The following is an 18,157-nucleotide window of genomic DNA, read 5'->3' on the forward strand; positions in this document are numbered from 1 at the left end:
AGTCCTATCCTCGGGCGCTCTTACCTTCTGGCAGGAGTGGTGATGGCCTACGCGTCCGGTCCGGTGGCCACGCTGTCGTCGCAGGTGCTTCTCATCTTCCTACTCCAGATCGCTGTTCTGCTCGGGCTTGCTCATCTCCTGGGCCGGGCGGCAACGCGGCTCGCCATGCCCGCCGTGGTGGGTGAACTGGTCACCGGCGTGCTGCTCGGGCCGTCCCTGCTCGGCACGCTCGCGCCCGGTTTCGCCGGCTGGCTGCTGCCGGCGCGCGCTGACCAGTTCCATCTGCTTGACGCTGCCGGTCAGCTCGGCGTGATTCTGCTGGTCGGTTTCACCGGGATGGACATGGACATCCGGCTGGTGCGCCGCCGCAGCCTGACCGTCGTCCGAGTCGGCCTCGCCGGGCTGCTGGTTCCAGTGAGCCTCGGAGCTGCGGGGGGACTGCTGCTGCCGGACTCGCTCGTCGCCGACGGCGCCAATCGGCCGGTGTTCGCGATGTTTCTTGGTGTCGCGCTGGGCGTCAGCGCGATCCCGGTCGCCGCGAAGATCCTTATTGACATGCACCTGCTGGACCGTAACGTCGGCCAGCTCATCTTGGCCGCGGCCGCGGTCGACGACGCGGTCGGATGGTCGATGCTTTCGGTGGTGTCGGCGATGGCGACCACGGGCGTGCATGGCGGTGACATCGCCGTGCCGGTCGCGAGCGTGCTGGGCACGGTGCTGGTCGCGCTGGTGGCCGGCCGGCCGCTGGTCCGGGCCGCGCTTCGGTTCGCCGGGGCCGCGCGGGACGGCAGCGGCTGCATCCCGGTTGTCACGGTGCTGATCCTTGCCGCGGCTGCCGCGACGGATGCGTTGAAACTGGAGGCAATCTTCGGCGCCTTCATCGCCGGCATCGTCGTCGGGTCCAGCCGGGACTTCATCCCCGACCGGGTCGCGCCGCTGCGGACGGTGGTACTCACCGTACTGGCTCCGATTTTCTTCGCCACGGCCGGGCTACGGGTTGACCTCGGCATGCTCACCGATCCGCCGGTCCTCGCCGCCAGCCTGGTGGTGCTGCTGCTCGCCGTCGCGGGCAAGTTCGGCGGTGTCTACCTCGGCGCGCGGGCCGGTCGGCTCGGCCACTGGGAGGCGCTGGCGCTCGGCGCGGGGCTCAACGCCCGCGGGGTGATCGGCCTGGTGGTCGCCGCGGTGGGGCTTCGCCTCGGCGTGTTGGGCACGGCGGCCTACACGGTGGTGGTCCTGGTGGCGCTTGTCACCACCGTCATGACTCCGCCGATCCTGCGGATCACGATGCGACGGGTCGAGCGGACCGTCGACGAGACCCTGGCCCAGCAGTTGGACCCCGCCGCCGGCACAGGGGCGCACCTTCCAGGGCCGGACGTTGGGAGCCGCCGCCCGCAAGCGTGAGCGGGTCCTAGCGGAAGTTTCCTAGCGGGATGTCGCGGCCGCGGCGACCGACCGGCTCAACGAGAGCGTCTTCGCCAACCCGGATCTGTCCTCTGACCAGATCACGTCGCTCGTTGACATCCTGCGGGAGTTCCGCGGCCGTGCCGGTGACTTCTGAACCGGCCGCCGTCGGTCCACGCACATCCCGACCCGGCGGTATTTGCCTGATGTACCGACCTTGTCACGATCCGATCCGGTGCGTATCGTCGTCTTTGGATCTGCTGACAAGCAAAATACACAGGGGTGTGTATGTTAATGACCATGACAGACGTGCGGACCAACATCGTTGTCAACGACGAGTTGATCGAAGAGGCGATGCGCCTCTACAACGTCAGGACGCGGCGCGAAATGGTTGATCTCGCCTTGAGGTACATCATCATGCGTGATGAGCGCCAAAAGATTCTCGAGCTTGAAGGTGCGGGCTGGGGAGTTGACATCAATGATCTTCGTGCGGCGGGTCTGCCTGAAGATCCTTTTGGGTCGCCTTCGGGAGCGGAAAATGATCATTGTTGATACGTCTGCCTGGATCGAGCTCTTCCGAGGCACGAGATCGCCGGCTCATCTTCGTCTCCGCAGGCTTGTCGAAAACAAGGCGCCTCTCGTCACCACCGAGATCGTCTGGTTCGAACTCCTTGCCGGAGTCCGGACAGCAGACGACGGCCAGCTGATTGAGAAGCGGCTGACTCCGTTCCCGGTTCTTCCGCTGGCGGGAATCCCTGATTATCAACGGGCCGCCGATCTCTACCGGCTGGCTCGTGCCCGCGGTGTCACGGTTCGTTCGCTCATGGACTGCCTGGTCGCAGTCTTGGCCATCAAGGCCGACGCGAGCCTGTTGCATGCAGACCGCGACTTCGATCACCTCGCCCGGGTCACCGACCTGCGCATCGAACCGGTGGAGTGAGCTGCCGGTCGTCAGCGCGGGACGGTGCCAGTGTCGGACGTTGTCAGCGCAGGACGGACAGGGGGAGTAGGCGCTTGGCGCCTGGGTTGCGGCTGCGGTCGTTCTTGCTGTGGTCGTTGTCGACGGCGGGCAGGCTCGCGGGGCTCACCGCGGCCAGCGCCGCCTCGCCGTGGCCGAGGACGCATTCGGGGTCGGGGCCGTCCAGCGGCAGCCCGGTGAAGAACTTCGCCGCCATGCACCCCCCCTGGCAGGCGTCGTAGTGCCCGCAGGATGTGCACGCCCCGGCACTGCCCGGTTCCCGCAGCTCGGTGAACAGCTCTGATTCCCGCCACACCGCCGCGAACCCACCGGTGTCCAGCACATTGCCGGCGCGGAAGTGTTCGTGCAGCGCGAACGGGCAGGCGTAGACGTCTCCGACTGGGTCGATCAGGCAGACAACCCGGCCGGCGCCGCACAGGTTCAACCCGGGCAGGGATTGCCCGTAGGCCGCCAGATGGAAGAACGAGTCGCCGGTCAGCACGTGCGGCCGGGCCAGCAGCCAGGAATGCAGGTCCCGCTGTTGCGTCGCGGTCGGGTGCAGTTCGGCCCAGGAGTCCCGTCCCCGGCCGGACGGGCGCAGCCGGGTGATCCGCAACTCCGCGCCGTAGTCTCGGGCCAGTGCCTCGAACGAGTCGAGCTGGCTCGCGTTGTGCCTGGTCACGACCACGGACAGCTTGAACGCGCCGAACCCGGCGGTGGCGAGGTGATCCATGGCCGTCCGGGCTCGGTCATAGGAGCCGGTACCGCGCACCGGGTCGTTGGTCATCGCGTCCGCGCCGTCCAGGGAGATCTGGATGTCGACGTAGTCCAGCGCGGCGAGCCGCCGCGCCTTCACCGGATTGATCATTCCTCCGTTGGTGGAGAACTTGACCCCGACACCATGGTCGACCGCGTACTCCAGCACATCGAAGAAGTCGGGTCGGGTCATCGGTTCACCGCCACCGACGTTGACGTAGAAGACCTGCATGCCGGCGAGCTGGTCGACGACCGAACGCAGCTGGCCGGTGGTCAGCTCGCGGGGGTCGCGCCGCCCCGAGGAGGACAGGCAGTGGACGCACGCCAGATTGCAGGCGTACGTCCACTCCCAGGTCAGACAGATCGGCGCGGCGAGCCCGCGCAGCAGCTCGTCCCGCAGGGAACCGCGGGCCCGGACCGTCGATGCCGGCCCGGCCACATCGGTATCAGTGACGCTCACGGACGAACCCCGTTTCCACCAGGCGGGCCAGCGCCCGCTCCACCGCCGGCCGTTTCGCCGTGGGCACCGCGTCGAGCGCGACAGCCGCGGACGGCGCGTCCGCGAGCGAGCGCACCACCGCGACCAGATCCAGATCTTTCAGCAGGGACAGCCGCCGGGTGTCATAGGAGTAGGCGAGCGCGCCGAACCGTTCCGGGCGCAGCGCGACCTTCGGGTGCAGCTGGTAGGCGCGGCCGCGGTCGAAGGCGCCGGTCGTGACCGCGGCGGCGGCGTGCGGGGGCGTGGGCATCGATGCGTCTGTGGCGGTCCTCGGCTGTGGCTGGTTGATCAGTAGACGCCGCACATGCCGTCGATGGACACGTCCTCGACCAAGAGGTCCTCCAGCACCGGCTCGCCGCCCTCGGCGGAGATGCCTGGAACCTCACGCGGGGCGGGGTCGTTGTCGGCGGAGTCCATAGGTTCCTCCTGTGCGTCCTTGTGCTGTGGGCCATGCGGGGAGCCCTGCGCCTCGTGCTGTGCGTCGTGCGGGTGGAGCCGGCGGTGGCAGCCGGGCACCTGGCCCGCCCGCAGCCCCGCTACCTGCGCTGTTCTCGGTTCAGTGTGACCCGGACCTACGCGTCCTGTCGCGTGGTCGGGTACTGCTCGGTGGATCGCCGCTGCGGCTGCTCACGCTGAGCCAGGCCGGCGCGGCCGTGTTCGGCGCCCTCGCGGCGGGTGCGACGGTCGCGGAGGCCGGCGCTGGCGCGGGTGCGCTCGCCCGCCGGTTGGTGAGCGCCGGGCACGCCGACCCCGTGCCGCCCGCCAGCGATGTCCCGGGAACGCCTGGCCCGGATGACGTCACCCTCGTCATCCCGGCGCGCGACCGGGCGGGGGAGCTGTCCCGGCTGCTCACCATGGTCACCGGGAGCTGCCGGGAGGTGATCGTGGTTGACGACGGCTCAACCGACGCCACCGCGGCGGTCGCGCGGCTCGCTGGTGCCCGTGTCATCAGGCATGTCTCGCCGCTGGGGCCCGCGGCCGCCCGCATGGCCGGGGCGCGGGCCGCGACAACCGGGCTGGTCGCCTTCCTCGACTCGGATGTGCTGCCCGGCACGGGCTGGCTCACCAGGCTGCTGCCGCATCTTGTCGATCCGGTGGTCGCGCTCGTGGCCCCGCGGGTCGCCTCCAGCGCGGGCCGGGCCCTGCGCGCCCGCTACGAGATGTCACGGTCCCCGCTGGACCTGGGCCCGCGGTCCGGTCCGGTCCGTGCGGGCAGCCGTATCTCCTATGTGCCGGCCGCGGCGCTGCTGATCCGTCGGGAGCTGGCCGACTTCGATCCGGCGATGCGCTACGGCGAGGACGTCGACCTGGTGTGGCGGCTGACCGCGGCCGGCTGGTCGGTGCGCTACGAAGCGGCCACAGCAGTGCTCCACCAGCCCCGGTCGTCCTGGCTGGGCTGGGCCACGCAACGGGTCGGCTACGGATCGTCCGCGGCGCCGCTCGCGCTGCGCCATCCCGTGCCGCTGCGCCCAGCGCGGGGCGCGGCTCTGGGCGTGGCGGTAGCTGCCCTGGCGGCGCGCGGGCCAGCGGCCCTGACCGCGGGGACCGCTGGCTCCGTGGGACTCGGCGCGGTTGTCAGCGCGGTGCGGCTACGCCGGAAGCTCATCGAGCTGCGCCCGCCCGTGCCCCATGCCGGGCTGCTCGCGGCGGTTCTGGTCGCTCAGGGCCGGCGCTTCACGGCGTGGGCGGCGGCGGACACGGCCCGGCGGGTGTGGCTGGTGCCACTCGGGCTCGCCGCGGGCCGGCCAGGCCGGCGGGTCCTGCTGGCCGCGGCGATCCTGCCGACCGCGTGGGACTGGTGGCGCGACCGCCCGGACATCGGCCTCGTCCCCTATGTCGTCCTGCGTGTCACCGACGACGCCGCCTACTGCGCCGGAGTCTGGTGGGGCTGTCTGCGGGCCCGTACCACCCGCCCGCTGCGCCCGGCCCCGACTGGCGCGGGTCGGGTACGTCCGGGGCGAGCGGGCGGCGCGCGGATATCCTCAGTGTTGTGACCTACCTCGACCACGCGGCAACCACGCCGATGCGTCCTGAGGCCGTGGCTGCCTACACCGCGGCGCTCGCGGAGGCCGGGAACGCGTCGTCGCTGCACGCCAGCGGTCGTCGCGCCCGTAGAGTAGTCGAAGAGTCGCGTGAGGCGTTGGCCGCCGCGCTGCGCGCACGCCCGTCGGAGGTTGTTTTCACCGCCGGCGGGACGGAGAGCGACAACCTGGCCATCAAGGGGCTGTACTGGGCGCGGCGGGCGGTCGCGCCGCGCCGGCACCGGGTGCTGGTCAGTGCCGTCGAGCACCGCGCCATCCTGGACGCGGTGTTCTGGCTCGCCGAGGCGCAGGATGCCCAGGTCGAGCTCTTGCCCGTGGACGCCACCGGGATGGTGCACCCGGACGTTCTCGCCGCGGCGATCGTGCGTGATCCTGACAGCGTCGCGCTGGTGAGCGTCATGTGGGCGAACAACGAGGTCGGCACGGTATCGCCGATCGCGGAGCTGGCGGCGGTCGCACACGGTTTCGGGATCGCCTTCCACACGGACGCCGTCCAGGCGGTCGGGTCGATCCCGCTGTCGTTCGAGGACAGCGGAGCGGATGCGCTCACGGTCAGCGCCCACAAGCTCGGCGGTCCGATCGGCATGGGCGCGCTGCTGGTCCGCCGGGGGTTGGCGCTGGCGCCGCTGACCCACGGCGGCGGGCAGGAACGCGATCTACGATCGGGGACGCTCGACACGCCGGGGGTGGCGGCGTTCGCGGCCGCGGCGACCACGGCGGTCCACGAACGGCCGGTCGAGGCGGAGCGTCTCGTTGCCCTACGTGATGATTTGGTCGCACGTGTCCTCGCGGAGGTGCCGGACGCGGTGGTGAACGGGGCACCCTCGGGCCCGGGGCTCCTGCCCGGGATCGCCCATCTGACCTTTCCCGGCTGCGAGGGTGACTCGCTGCTGCTGCTTCTCGACGCTCACGGGATCGAGTGCTCGACGGGTTCGGCCTGCTCCGCCGGTGTTGCCCGGCCGTCGCACGTCCTGCTGGCCATGGGCGTGGACGAGGCCCGCGCTCGCGGGTCGCTGCGTTTCTCCCTGGGGCGGACCTCCACCCGCGCTGACGTCGACGCCCTCGTCAAGGTGATCGCCCCGGTGGTGGAGCGGGCGCGCCGCGCCGGTGCGCTGGCGGGTCTGTCGGGAGGATGAGCGGGATGCGGGTGCTTGCGGCCATGTCCGGCGGAGTCGACTCAGCGGTGGCGGCCGCCCGCGCGGTCGACGCCGGCCACGCGGTGACCGGCGTGCACCTGGCGCTGTCGAGATCCCCTGAGTCGCACCGCGCCGGCGCGCGCGGCTGCTGCACGGTCGAGGACGCGCACGACGCCCGCCGTGCCGCTGACGTCCTCGGCATCCCGTTCTACGTGTGGGATCTGGCGGAGCGCTTTGAGCACGACGTCATCGAGGAGTTCGTTGCCGCCTACTCAGCCGGGCGGACGCCGAACCCCTGCGTCCGCTGCAATGAGCGGATCAAGTTCGCGGCGGTGCTCGACCGGGCGCTGGCGCTGGGCTTCGACGCGGTCGTCACCGGGCATCACGCCCAGCTGTCCGGCGCGGTGCTGCGCCGTTCGGTGGACCCGGACAAGGACCAGTCCTACGTGCTGGGGACGCTGCGTCCCGAACAGCTCATGCACGCGATCTTCCCGTTGGGGGACACCACGAAGACCGAGGTCCGGGCCGAGGCCGCCCGCCGCGGTCTCGCGGTCGCGGACAAGCCGGACAGCCATGACATCTGCTTCATCGCCGACGGCGACACCGGCCGGTGGCTGCGCGACCGGTTGGGGCCGCGGCCCGGCCCGGTGGTGGACGCCGTCACCGGCGAGCGGGTGGGGGAGCACGACGGGGCGTTCGCGTTCACGATCGGGCAGCGCCGGGGCCTGCGCCTTGGCCGTCCCGCGCCTGACGGCAGGCCGCGTTATGTCCTCGACATCTCCCCGGTGACCGCCACGGTGACGGTTGGCCCGGCCCAGGCACTCGACGTCCGCGATCTGGTCGCGGACGTGGCGGTCTGGCCGCATGAGGGCCCGGTGGCGTGCGCGGCCCAGGTCCGCGCGCACGGGCGGGCGGTCCCGGCCACCGCCGAGGCGGTCGGGGACGAGCTGTACATCAGGCTGGGCGAACCGGTCCGCGGTACCGCGCCTGGGCAGGCCGTCGTCCTCTACGACGGTGACCGGGTCCTGGGCGGGGGCCATGTCCGCCGGTTCGGTCGGTTCGGTGCCGGCCCGCGCGATGCCGGTCGGCCCGGCGGCTGATCCGCGGGGTTCGGGCGGGTCGGCGTCTCAGGTCCTGACCTTTCGTACACGGGAAGTTCTGATCATGATGTGGATGGCCACATGACACAGCCAGCCGCGCTCTCCAGCAGCACCCGGCTGTGGGAGCCGGGGACAGCGACCGGGGTCGGCTCGTTGCCGGGGACAGACCCGGTCGAGGCCTGCCGGCTGGTCTTCGGTGAACTTCCGGACCTGCCGCACCTGCCTGAGCTGCCGGGCCGCGGGGCCGGGGCCGAGATGATCGGACGTGCCGCGGGCCTGCTCGCGGACATGCCGGTCGACCTGCAGCCGTCCGGGTGGCGGCTGGTGCCGCGTCCCGGCGTCGACCTGCGTCGCACCCGTGACCTGATGGCCCGCGACCTCGACGCGCTCGGCGAGGTCGCCGCCGGCTATACGGGGCCGTTCAAGGTCGCCGTCACCGGTCCGTGGACGCTCGCCGCCGCGGTCGAGCTGACGCGGGGGCACAAGGCCCTCAAGGACCCCGGGGCCAGCCGGGACATGGCCGAGGCCCTCGCCGAGGGCATCGTCCGCCACCTCGCGCGGATTGCGCGCGTCCTGCCTGGTGCCCGCCTGCTCGTCCAGCTCGACGAGCCGAATCTGCCGGCGGTGCTCGCCGGCCGGGTCCGCACCCCCAGCGGGTTCGGGGTACTGCCGGCGGTGGCGGAGGACGTTGCCGCCGACAGGCTGCGCGGCCTGCTCGCCGGCGCCGGGGTGCCGGCCGGGGTGCACTGCTGTGCGGCATCGCCCCCGGTCGACCTGCTGCGCCGGGCCGGCGCGGCCTTTGTCAGCGTGGACGCGACCGCGCTCACCCACGCGGATGACGACGCGATCGGTGAGGCGGTCGAGGCGGGGGTCGCGCTGCTGCTGGGAGTGGTGCCGGCGCGGGACACCGGCGTGCGGGACACCGGCGTGCGGGACACCGAACTGCCGGACGTCCGCCGTAGCGTCGAGCCGGTCCGGTCCATGTGGCGCCGGCTGGGGTTCTCCCCGGAACAGCTTCGGGAGGTGGTCGCGGTGACGCCGACCTGCGGTCTTGCGGGCGCGACGCCCGCCTACGCACGGGTGGCGTTGCGACGCTGCCGCGAGGCGGGCCGGGCGCTCGCGGACGATTCGGCATGAGTGCCTGTCCTCCCGCGCCCGGCACGGACGGCCCCCCGGGCACCGTGCTCGAGCCAGCTGCCGACACCGAGGACGAGGCCGAGGATAAGGCCGGGGCCGGGGCCGGGGGTGAGGCCGGGGGTGAGGCCGGGGCCGGCGAGATCCCGCCATCGGTGCGGGCGCGCGCCGCGGAGCTGGCCCGTGACCTGGACGAGTACGCCTACCGCTACTACGTGCTGGATGCGCCGACGGTCTCCGATGCCGAGTACGACCAGCTCATGGGCGAGCTGGCGGAGATCGAGGCCCGTCATCCGGCGCTGCGCACCTCGGACTCGCCGACCCAGAAGGTCGCCGGCTTCTTCTCGACGCTGTTCACGCCGGTCGAGCATGTGGAACGGATGCTCTCCCTCGACAACGTTTTCACCGATGCCGAGCTCGAAGCCTGGGCACTGCGGGCGACCCGTGACACCGCTGTCGACGCCTGGCTGTGTGAACTGAAGATCGACGGGCTGGCGATCGACCTGGTCTACGAGGACGGTTATCTGGTTCGCGCGGCCACCCGTGGCGACGGGCGGGTCGGTGAGGACGTCACCCCGAACATCCGCACCCTGTCGACGGTGCCGATCCGGCTGCGCGGCCCGGGTGTCCCGGCGCTGCTGGAGGTCCGGGGCGAGGTGTTCTTCCCCACCGCGGCGTTCGCCGAGCTCAACGCGGCTCTGGTCGCGGCGGGTGAAAAGCCGTTCGCCAACCCGCGTAACGCCGCCGCCGGGTCGCTGCGGCAGAAGGACCCCCGGGTCACCGCCAGGCGTCCGCTGTCGATGACAGTCCACGGGCTCGGTGCCCACCGGGGGCTTGACGTCGCGGCCCAGTCCGCGGCGTACGAGCGGATGGCCGAACTCGGCCTGCCTGTCTCCCATCGCCACGAGGTGGCGGGCAGCATCGCCGCGGTCGAGGCGTTCGTCCGCCGTTGGGGGGAGCGGCGCCACGACGTCGAGCACGAGATCGACGGGGTGGTGGTCAAGGTCGACGCGTTCGGGCTGCAACGCCGGCTCGGCGCCACCGCGAAATCCCCGCGCTGGGCGGTGGCCTACAAGTATCCACCCGAGGAGGTGACCACCAAGCTGCTCGATATCGAGGTCAACGTGGGCCGCACGGGCCGGGTCACCCCGTTCGGCCGGCTGGCGCCGGTCAGGGTCGCGGGCTCGACGGTCGCTCTGGCCACCCTGCACAACGCCGACCAGATCGAGCGGAAGGGCGTGTTGATCGGCGACACCGTGGTGCTCCGCAAGGCCGGCGACGTCATCCCGGAGATCGTCGGGCCGCTGGTGGATCTGCGGGACGGCTCCGAACGCGCGTTTGCCATGCCGACTCACTGCCCGGAGTGCGGCGCCGGGCTGGTGCGTCCCGAGGACGAGGCCGACACGCGCTGCCCGAACACGGTGTCATGCCCCGCGCAGCTGCGGGAGTCGATCTTTCACTTCGCCTCCCGGGGCGCGCTGGACATCGACGGGTTCGGTTATGAGACCGCCACCGCCCTGTTGGACGCCGGCCGTGTGCACGACGTGGGAGACGTTTTTCACCTGAGCGCCGAGTCCTTCGACGGACTGCGTGGGTTCGGCGAGAAGAAGATCGACCAGATTCTGCGCGGGGTCGAGCAGGCTCGGGCGCAACCACTGTGGCGGCTGTTGGTCGGCCTGTCCATCCGGCATGTCGGGCCGAGCGCGGCTCGGGCGCTGGCGCGGGAGATGCGTTCGGTGGACGCCATCGCCGCCGCGTCCACCGAGGCCCTGGCCGCCGTCGACGGGGTCGGCCCGACCATAGCCGCGACCGTTGTCGACTGGTTCGCCGATGCCCGCCACCGCGAGATCCTCGACCGGATACGTTCCGGCGGGGCGCGGTTCGCCGACGTCGGCGCCGACGACGGGCCAGGCTCGCTTACGGGCGTCACCGTCGTCATCACCGGGACGCTGGCGGGGTGGAGCCGTGACTCCGCCACCGAGGCTGTCCAGGCATGCGGTGGCAAGGTCACCGGCTCGGTGAGCAAGAAGACGACCTTCGTGGTGATCGGCACCGGCCCCGGGGCAACCAAGTACGACAAGGCGCGGGCGCTGAAACTCCCGGTGCTCGACGAGGCCGGGTTCGCCGTGCTGCTGGCCGCCGGGCCGCGGGCCGCCAGCGCGCACGCCCTTCCCGTGGAGCGGGCTGACGACGATCCGACCGGGTGATCGCGGGTGATCGCTCTCCCCACCCCCGCCCCCGTCCCCGTTGCGGCCGGCCCGGACCGTCAGCGCGTTCCGTGCGTGGCGAGCGAGACGTTCCTGTTGTGGGCGATCGTCGCGGCGATGCCGGCGAGATGCGCGAGCCGCTGTACCTCCGATGCCCGGAAGGCCGGGCCGCCCGGCCGACCGACCAGTACCGCCCGGTCTGGGCTGCCCACCGGCGCGACCGCCAGCTCCATGCCGAGCGCCGTCCAACGGGGCGGGAGCCAGCCCGCGTCGCGGTCCAGGCGCTGCGCGCGGTCCAACGGCAGCCATCCCAGCGCGGGCCGCACCCGTTCCGGAACGGCGAACTCGTCGCCGCCGAGGTCCGGAGCGCCGACGGAGGTCTCCACAACCCGCAGGTCATCCGGCGCGACCCGGTCCAGCAGCACAGCCCAGTCCGCGTGGAACACCGCTCCGACGAACTCGGTCATGATGGCGAGCGCATCGTCGGGCCGGGAGGTCATGGCTTCGACGAGATCGAGGTCACGCTGAATGCCGGTACCCCCGGACAGGTACGGGCGCAGGGACTCCACGCGCACGCCGGGTACGGACTGCGCGGCGGTCAGGACGGTGTCGACAAGCCCGTACGGCGGTGCCGCGACGACGAGGTCGTCCACGGCGCCGTCCGGGCCGTGTTCGACGACGTCCAGGCTGACGATGTCGACGCCTGCCTGGCCAAGGGCGGTCGCGACCGCGCCCAGGGCGCCGGGGCGGTCCGGCAGGAGAAGGCGCAGCAGATACGACATGTAGTCAAGGATGCGGATTGAAGATAATGCTAACGTGACGAAAGAATTACGTGCAGGTATCGACGCTGGTCACCGTCCTGGGTTGTCCTATGCCGGATGGCTACTCATTCCAGTGTCATGTGCGTAGTGTCATCGCGTCGCTCGACGCCGGGGGTTATCATGATCATGTGAGGCGGGTGTGGGCGGCTCGCAACCGGGCGAGTGTCCGGTCCGGGCCGAGCACGGCGACCGATTCGAACAGCGGCAGACCCACCGACCTGCCCGTCACCGCCACCCGTACCGGAGCCTGCGCCTTGCCGAGCTTCAGGCCGTGGGCGACCGCCACGTCTTCCAGCCGGGCTTTCAGCGTCGCGGCATCCCATTCGGGCCCGCCCGCGAGCGGCGAGTAGGCGTCGATGGTTGCCGTGAGCAGAGCGGCCGCACCATCCTTCATGGCCTTGGCCCACGCCGCCTCGTCGATGGCCGGCTCGTCGAGGAAGAGGAAGTCCACCAGCTCCAGGATTTCCGACAGCAGCACGAGACGGGTCTGCGCGAGCGGCGCGACCGCGGCGAAGACCGCCGGGTCGTAGGCGTCGGCATCCCAGGGAGCGGACGGGCCGGTGAGCCACGGTGCGCACGCGGCGATGAACTCCTCGTGGCTCAGCGCCCGGATGTACTCCCCGTTGAACGCCCGCAGCTTGGTCACGTCGAAGTAGGCTGGTGCGGAGTTGACCTCCGTCAACCGGAACTCGGTCTCGATGACCTCCCACGGGACGATCTCCCGGTCACCCGACGGGGCCCAGCCGAGCAGCATCAGGTAGTTGCGCATGGCCGCGGCCAGGTAGCCCTCGGCGCGGAAGTCCTCCAGCGCCACCCGGTCCCGCCGCTTGGACAGCTTCTGCCGCTTGGCGTTGACCAGGATCGGGGTGTGTGCCCACACCGGCGGCGGCGCTCCCATGGCCTCCCACAGCAACTGCTGTTTGGGGGCGTTCGACAGGTGTTCCTCCGCGCGGATCACATGGGTGATACCCATGGTCATGTCGTCCACGACGTTCGCCAGCAGAAAGGTCGCCGAAAGGTCACTCCGGGCGATGATGAAGTCCTCCAGCAGGGCGTTCTCGAACGCCGGCTTGCCGCGGACGAGATCGACGACGATCGTCGTGCCGTCGTCTGGCGTGCGGAAGCGCACGGCGCGGCCCTGCCCCCCGAGGGTCGCGGGCGAGGCCGGCGTCGCGCTCGTATCCCGCCTTTCGACCAGCCCCCGGTCCCGGCAGAACCCGTCGTAGCCGCGGTGGCTGTCCCCGGTGCGGGCGATGACGTCCTCGCGTGAGCAGTCACAGAAGTAGGCGCGCCCGGCCGACAGCAGTCCCTGGACCGCCGCGGCGTGCGCTTCGGCGTTCGCCGACTGGAGGTAGGGGCCCTCGTACTCGGCCGGGCCCACCCCCAGCCAGGCCATCGCGTCGATGATCCCCTGCGTCCACTCGGGACGGCTGCGGGCCGCGTCGGTGTCCTCGATCCGCAGCACCAGCGAACCGCCCGACTGGCGAGCGACCACCCAGTTCAGCAGCAGGGAGCGGGCGTTGCCGACATGGAACAAACCGGTGGGGGACGGCGCGAAACGCAGCCGTGGAACGACGCTGACCACTCCCGCACCGTATCCCCAGCCCGTATACCCAGCCCACGACGGCGTGCGGGCATTCCTCGGGCGGCCATGCCCGCGCCCGGTTCCCGCGTGCTGGCCCGTACGATGACCACAGCGTCATCCGCCAGTCAGCAGGCACGGACGTCGGCGGATCGGCGCTCAGGGGCTGGCGCCCAACGGCGGGCAGCCGCGGAAGTCTGGCAGGCGTGAGGTGGCCGTAAGGTCCCGGGAAGTCGGAGGGGTGTGACCGGTATGGCGATTACCAGGGACGAGGTCGCGCATCTTGCCCGCCTGTCGCGGCTGGCCCTGTCCGACGAGGAGCTGGGTACGCTCGCCTCCCAGCTTGACGTGATCATCGGTGCTGTCGCCCGGGTCGCGGAGGTTGCCGCGGGCGATATCCCGCCGACCACCCACGCCGTCCCGCTGACGAACGTGTTCCGAGCGGACATCACCCGCACGTCGCTGTCGCAGGCCGACGCGCTTGCCGGCGCGCCCGCCGCCGAAGACGGCCGGTTCCGGGTACCGCGCATTCTTGACATGGACGAGTGAGGGTTCCTGCCCGTGACCGACGTCAGCCGCTTCTCCGCCGCCCGAACCGCCGCCGCGATCGCCGCCGGCGAACTCAGCGCGCTGGAGGTGACTCAGGCCGCGCTTGACCGGATCGCGAAGGTCGATGATCGGATCAACGCGTTCCTGCACGTCGACGTCGACGGTGCTGTCGCCGCGGCGCGCGGTGTCGACCGCCGCCGGGCCGCGGGGGAGCGTCTCGGGCCGCTTGCGGGCGTCCCGCTGGCCCTCAAGGACGTGTTCGCCGCCCGCGGCATGCCGACGACCTGCGGCAGCCGGATGCTTGCGGGCTGGCGGCCACCGTACGACGCGACTGTGGTGGCGAAGTTGCGGGCCGCCGGCGTTGTGATCATCGGTAAGGCCAACATGGACGAGTTCGCGATGGGGTCGTCCACCGAGAACTCCGCGTACGGGCCGACCCGCAACCCGTGGGACACCGACCGCATCCCCGGTGGCAGTAGCGGTGGCAGCGCGGCCGCTGTGGCCGCTTTCGAGACCCCGATCTCGATCGGTACCGACACGGGCGGCTCGATCCGCCAGCCCGCGGCCGTGTGCGGGCTGGTCGGGGTCAAGCCGACCTACGGCGGGGTGAGCCGCTACGGTCTCGTCGCCTTCTCCAGCTCGCTGGACCAGGCCGGGCCGCTGGCCCGTACGGTCACCGACGCCGCTCTGCTGCATGCCGCCATCGCGGGCCACGACCCGCTGGACACGACCAGTATCGAGCTGCCGGTACCCGGCGTGGTGGCCGCCGCCGCCAGCCGGGACCTGCGCGGCGTGCGCATCGGCGTGGTCCGTGAGCTGTCCGGGGACGGTTACGACATCGGGGTGCGGGCGCGGTTCTCCGACGCCCTCGAGGTGCTGGTCGGGCTGGGCGCCGAGGTCATCGAGGTGAGCTGCCCGCACTTCGTCTACGCGCTGCCCGCCTACTATCTGATCGCGCCGAGTGAGTGCTCGTCCAACCTGGCTCGCTTCGACGCGATGCGGTTCGGCCTGCGCATCGGTGACGACGGTGAGGCCGGGGCCGAGGAGGTCATGACCCGCACCCGCGGTGCCGGGTTCGGAGCCGAGGTCAAGCGCCGGATTATGCTGGGAACCTACGCGCTGTCGTCGGGGTACTACGATGCCTACTACGGTCAGGCGCAGAAGGTCCGGACGCTGATCAGTCAGGACTTCGCGGCAGCCTACGAACGGGTCGACGTGCTGGCCTCGCCCACCACGCCGACGGTCGCGTTCCGCCTGGGGGAGAAGGTCGACGACCCGGTGGCGATGTACCTGTCCGACCTGTGCACGATCCCGTCGAACCTGGCCGGTGGGCCGGCGATGAGCCTGCCGGTCGGCCTTGCCGACGGGCTTCCGGTGGGCTTCCAGATCATGGCGCCGACCTTCGCGGACGACCGGCTTTACCAGGTGGGCGGTGCGCTGGAGGCGGCCCTGGACGCCGCCCGCGGCCATCCCCTCCTCGACGACGCCCCGCAGCTGTAGTGCCGGCGGAGCCCATGCGCGGTTTTCCTGCCACCGCAGGCCCCACCAGACCCAGCGGGGCACTGGGTCTGGTGGGGGTCGTGAGTCGTGAGATCTGTGGAACGAGGGGAGACGTCGATGGTTGCGCTACGTAGCCAGCGGGCGGACCGGGTGCCACTCGTGGCGGTGTGGGTGCTGGCCTTGGCGGCACTCGGGGTGGGCATCACGGCGGTTTCGCCGATTCTGATCGTCTGGGGCGTCCTCGGTGTTGCCGGTTCCGCCTTCGCCACCCGGATCCACCTGCGTGACACCGGTCCGCGCCGGTCAGCGGACACGGCGATCCCGAACCCGGCCGAGGACCGGCCCTCGGCTCCGTCGGACCCGTCAGGCGAGGCAGACCCGGTTGAACAGGAGCACCTGCGTTGACATCCCCGACCAATGTGGCGGTTACCACCCCCACCTTTGACGACGCCGTCGCTCGCTACGAGCCGGTGATCGGGCTGGAGACGCACGTCGAGCTCGGTACCGCCTCGAAGATGTTCTGCGGCTGCTCCACGGTGTTCGGCGCGGAGCCCAACACCCAGGTGTGCCCGACCTGTCTCGGGCTGCCGGGGTCGCTGCCGGTGGTCAACGAGGCCGCCGTGCGGTTCGCCGTGATGATCGGCCTGGCGCTGAACTGCTCGATCTCACCGTGGTGCCGGTTCGCGCGCAAGAACTACTTCTATCCGGACATGCCGAAGAACTTCCAGATCAGCCAGTACGACGAGCCGTTGTGCGAGAACGGCTGGCTCGACCTGGAGGTTGCCGGGAAGATCCACCGGATTGGCATCACCCGCGTCCACATGGAGGAGGACACCGGCAAGTCCCTGCACGTGGGCGGAGCCAGCGGGCGTATCCACGGGGCCACGCACTCCCTGGTCGACTACAACCGGGCCGGTATCCCTCTCGTCGAGATCGTCACCGAGCCGGACATCCGCTCACCTGAGGTCGCCCGAGCCTACGTCGACGAACTGCGTGAACTGTGCCGGGCGCTCACCGTCTCCGACGTCCGGATGGAGCAGGGCTCGCTGCGCTGTGACGCTAACGTGTCGTTGCGGCCGCGTAGCGCGCCTGGCGAGCCGGCGGCGCCCTACGGCACCCGCTCGGAGACCAAGAACCTCAACTCGCTGCGGTCGGCGGAGCGGGCGGTGCGCTACGAGATCGTCCGGCAGGCGGGCCGCCTGGACGCGGGTCTGCGTGTCGTCCAGGAGACCAGGCACTTCGACGAGGCCTCCGGCACGACGTCGTCCGGTCGTTCCAAGGAGGAGGCGACCGACTACCGCTACTTCCCCGAGCCCGACCTCACCCCGCTGGCGCTGACCCACGAGTATGTCGACGCGGTCCGGGCGACCATTCCGGAGCTGCCGGCGCAGCGGCGCGCCCGGCTTTCCGTCGACCACGGCTTCTCGCCCGCCGAGATCGTGAACATGCGTAACGCCGGCGTCCTCGACCTGGTCGAACAGACCGTCATGGCTGGCGCGGCGGCGGACGCGGCCCGCAAGTGGTGGCTGAACGAGCTTGCCCGCCGGGCCGCCGACGCCGGTGTGGCCCCGACGGGCCTCGCGATCGGGCCGGCTGAGGTGGCCCGCATCGCGGAGCTGGTCGCGGCGGGTGCTCTCACCGACGCTCTTGCCCGCAAGGTCATCGACGGCGTTCTCGCAGGCGAGGGCTCCCCGGACGAGGTGGTGGCCGGTCGCGGCCTGAAGCTGGTGTCGGACGGCGGCGCGCTCGCCGAGGCGGTGGACGCGGCCATCGCCGCTCAGCCGGCCATCGCGGACAAGGTGCGGGCCGGCAAGCTGAATGCGGTCGGCCCGCTGGTCGGCGCGGTCATGAAGGCCATGAAGGGCCAGGCTGACGCGAACGCCACGCGCAAGCTCCTGCTGGAGCGCCTCAACGCCTGAACGTCCAGTTTCATCTGGATCTTCCGCTGGCGTCCGTGGACGTCCACCACGTCCGCCAACCAGGGGGCGTGCGTCCGTTGACGTTCGCCGATGTCCGTGGCCGTCCGCCGGCTTGGCTGTCACCGTGGCTGTCAGTCCGGCCGCCTGAAGGTTTCCCACTTTCGTGGACAGTGAACTTCAGCTCCGTCGTCTACGGAACCGGGACCGCTCCAGCTGGTGCCGGTCGCTGAGGTGCTGGCCAACCAGGGATGTTCCCGGATCATCTGGGTTTCCAGCCAGTCATACAGGCCGTCCTGGTCGGGGTTCCAGGAGGCCACCGGGACCAGCAGCGGGACGGGTCCGCCAGCGCCTCGGCGGGCGAGCAGGTCCAGCACCAGGCGCAGGAGCAGCACGGTCTTGCCGGATCCGGGTTCCCCGAGGACGACCAGCCGGCCGGTCGGTACCTGGTCGAGCACCGTGGCCAGGTCGCTGCCGGTGCCGGCGAGTTCGTGCGGGCCTGCCCCCGGCGGAGTACCCCGGGCCCACCCGGCACCGGCCGACGCCAGCCGCC

17 protein-coding genes and 1 pseudogene are annotated in these 18,157 nt (G+C 71.2%); 12 read left to right on the forward strand and 6 right to left on the reverse strand.

Annotation, left to right across the window (positions count from 1 at the left end; translation table 11 throughout):
* Nucleotides 1-42: 42 nt before the first annotated feature.
* The 3 genes from MJ777_RS07895 to MJ777_RS07905 all read left to right on the forward strand — a co-directional run bounded on the left by MJ777_RS07895 (nt 43) and on the right by MJ777_RS07905 (nt 2,344).
* Nucleotides 43-1,404, forward strand: a complete 1,362-nt coding sequence (locus MJ777_RS07895) for a cation:proton antiporter (RefSeq protein ID WP_239347865.1) — start codon at nt 43-45, stop codon at nt 1,402-1,404.
* Nucleotides 1,405-1,698: 294 nt separating this feature from the next.
* Entirely contained in the window at nt 1,699-1,956 is a 258-nt protein-coding gene (locus MJ777_RS07900; RefSeq protein ID WP_239374627.1) for a type II toxin-antitoxin system VapB family antitoxin, read from the forward strand.
* A complete protein-coding gene (locus tag MJ777_RS07905; protein WP_239347828.1) occupies nt 1,943-2,344 on the forward strand; it encodes a PIN domain nuclease in 402 nt (133 codons plus the stop codon). Before MJ777_RS07900 ends, MJ777_RS07905 begins: the two co-directional genes overlap by 14 nt.
* 43 nt (nt 2,345-2,387) lie before the next feature.
* On the opposite strand, the gene mftC is transcribed toward MJ777_RS07905, so the two are convergent.
* Genes mftC through mftA form a run of 3 tightly spaced genes read right to left on the reverse strand, consistent with a single transcriptional unit; the run spans nt 2,388 to nt 4,034 of the window.
* Nucleotides 2,388-3,578 (reverse strand): mycofactocin radical SAM maturase, encoded by a 1,191-nt coding sequence (gene mftC, locus MJ777_RS07910; RefSeq protein ID WP_370652672.1) that lies wholly within the window; start codon nt 3,576-3,578, stop codon nt 2,388-2,390.
* Nucleotides 3,565-3,867: a mycofactocin biosynthesis chaperone MftB gene (gene mftB / locus MJ777_RS07915; RefSeq protein ID WP_239308746.1), complete on the reverse strand. Its 303-nt coding sequence runs from the start codon at nt 3,865-3,867 to the stop codon at nt 3,565-3,567. Before mftB ends, mftC begins: the two co-directional genes overlap by 14 nt.
* 38 nt (nt 3,868-3,905) lie before the next feature.
* Nucleotides 3,906-4,034, reverse strand: coding sequence for a mycofactocin precursor MftA (gene mftA, locus MJ777_RS07920; RefSeq protein ID WP_239308747.1), 129 nt, complete (start codon nt 4,032-4,034; stop codon nt 3,906-3,908).
* Nucleotides 4,035-4,093: 59 nt separating this feature from the next.
* Between mftA and mftF the strand changes: the two genes are divergently transcribed.
* The 5 genes from mftF (at nt 4,094) to ligA (ending at nt 11,236) form a co-directional block, all read left to right on the forward strand.
* A complete protein-coding gene (gene mftF / locus MJ777_RS07925; protein WP_239374645.1) occupies nt 4,094-5,611 on the forward strand; it encodes a mycofactocin biosynthesis glycosyltransferase MftF in 1,518 nt (505 codons plus the stop codon).
* Complete coding sequence (locus tag MJ777_RS07930) at nt 5,608-6,795, forward strand: cysteine desulfurase family protein (protein ID WP_239308749.1); 1,188 nt, start codon at nt 5,608-5,610, stop codon at nt 6,793-6,795. The genes mftF and MJ777_RS07930 overlap by 4 nt, the downstream gene beginning before the upstream one ends.
* Before the next feature lie 5 nt (nt 6,796-6,800).
* The gene (mnmA, locus tag MJ777_RS07935) at nt 6,801-7,895 is read left to right on the forward strand and encodes a tRNA 2-thiouridine(34) synthase MnmA (protein ID WP_239308750.1); all 1,095 of its coding nucleotides are present in this window, start codon (nt 6,801-6,803) and stop codon (nt 7,893-7,895) included.
* 81 nt (nt 7,896-7,976) lie between these two features.
* Nucleotides 7,977-9,032, forward strand: a complete 1,056-nt coding sequence (locus MJ777_RS07940) for a methionine synthase (protein ID WP_239374648.1) — start codon at nt 7,977-7,979, stop codon at nt 9,030-9,032.
* On the forward strand, nt 9,029-11,236 hold the full coding sequence (gene ligA / locus MJ777_RS07945) for an NAD-dependent DNA ligase LigA (protein ID WP_239374650.1): 2,208 nt from the start codon (nt 9,029-9,031) through the stop codon (nt 11,234-11,236). Before MJ777_RS07940 ends, ligA begins: the two co-directional genes overlap by 4 nt.
* 59 nt (nt 11,237-11,295) lie before the next feature.
* On the opposite strand, the gene MJ777_RS07950 is transcribed toward ligA, so the two are convergent.
* Nucleotides 11,296-12,018, reverse strand: coding sequence for an ACT domain-containing protein (locus tag MJ777_RS07950; protein WP_239308753.1), 723 nt, complete (start codon nt 12,016-12,018; stop codon nt 11,296-11,298).
* A 163-nt stretch (nt 12,019-12,181) separates the two neighbouring features.
* Nucleotides 12,182-13,642 (reverse strand): glutamate--tRNA ligase, encoded by a 1,461-nt coding sequence (gene gltX / locus MJ777_RS07955; RefSeq protein ID WP_239374652.1) that lies wholly within the window; start codon nt 13,640-13,642, stop codon nt 12,182-12,184.
* Between the two features lie 249 nt (nt 13,643-13,891).
* Between gltX and gatC the strand changes: the two genes are divergently transcribed.
* The 4 genes from gatC (at nt 13,892) to gatB (ending at nt 17,607) form a co-directional block, all read left to right on the forward strand.
* Nucleotides 13,892-14,188 carry an Asp-tRNA(Asn)/Glu-tRNA(Gln) amidotransferase subunit GatC gene (gatC, locus tag MJ777_RS07960; RefSeq protein ID WP_239308758.1) on the forward strand — a complete coding sequence of 99 codons (297 nt, stop codon included), beginning with the start codon at nt 13,892-13,894 and terminating at the stop codon, nt 14,186-14,188.
* 12 nt (nt 14,189-14,200) lie between these two features.
* A complete protein-coding gene (gene gatA / locus MJ777_RS07965) occupies nt 14,201-15,688 on the forward strand; it encodes an Asp-tRNA(Asn)/Glu-tRNA(Gln) amidotransferase subunit GatA (protein WP_239374655.1) in 1,488 nt (495 codons plus the stop codon).
* 117 nt (nt 15,689-15,805) lie between these two features.
* A complete protein-coding gene (locus tag MJ777_RS07970; protein WP_239347811.1) occupies nt 15,806-16,093 on the forward strand; it encodes a hypothetical protein in 288 nt (95 codons plus the stop codon).
* Between the two features lie 14 nt (nt 16,094-16,107).
* On the forward strand, nt 16,108-17,607 hold the full coding sequence (gatB, locus tag MJ777_RS07975) for an Asp-tRNA(Asn)/Glu-tRNA(Gln) amidotransferase subunit GatB (RefSeq protein WP_239374689.1): 1,500 nt from the start codon (nt 16,108-16,110) through the stop codon (nt 17,605-17,607).
* Nucleotides 17,608-17,738: 131 nt separating this feature from the next.
* Here the strand turns inward: gatB and MJ777_RS07980 are convergent.
* Nucleotides 17,739-18,157, reverse strand: a pseudogene (locus MJ777_RS07980) (hypothetical protein); the annotation flags it as partial.

The sequence above is a fragment of the Protofrankia sp. Cj5 genome (assembly GCF_917627405.1).
In the GTDB taxonomy this organism is placed as follows: Bacteria; Actinomycetota; Actinomycetes; order Frankiales; family Frankiaceae; genus Protofrankia.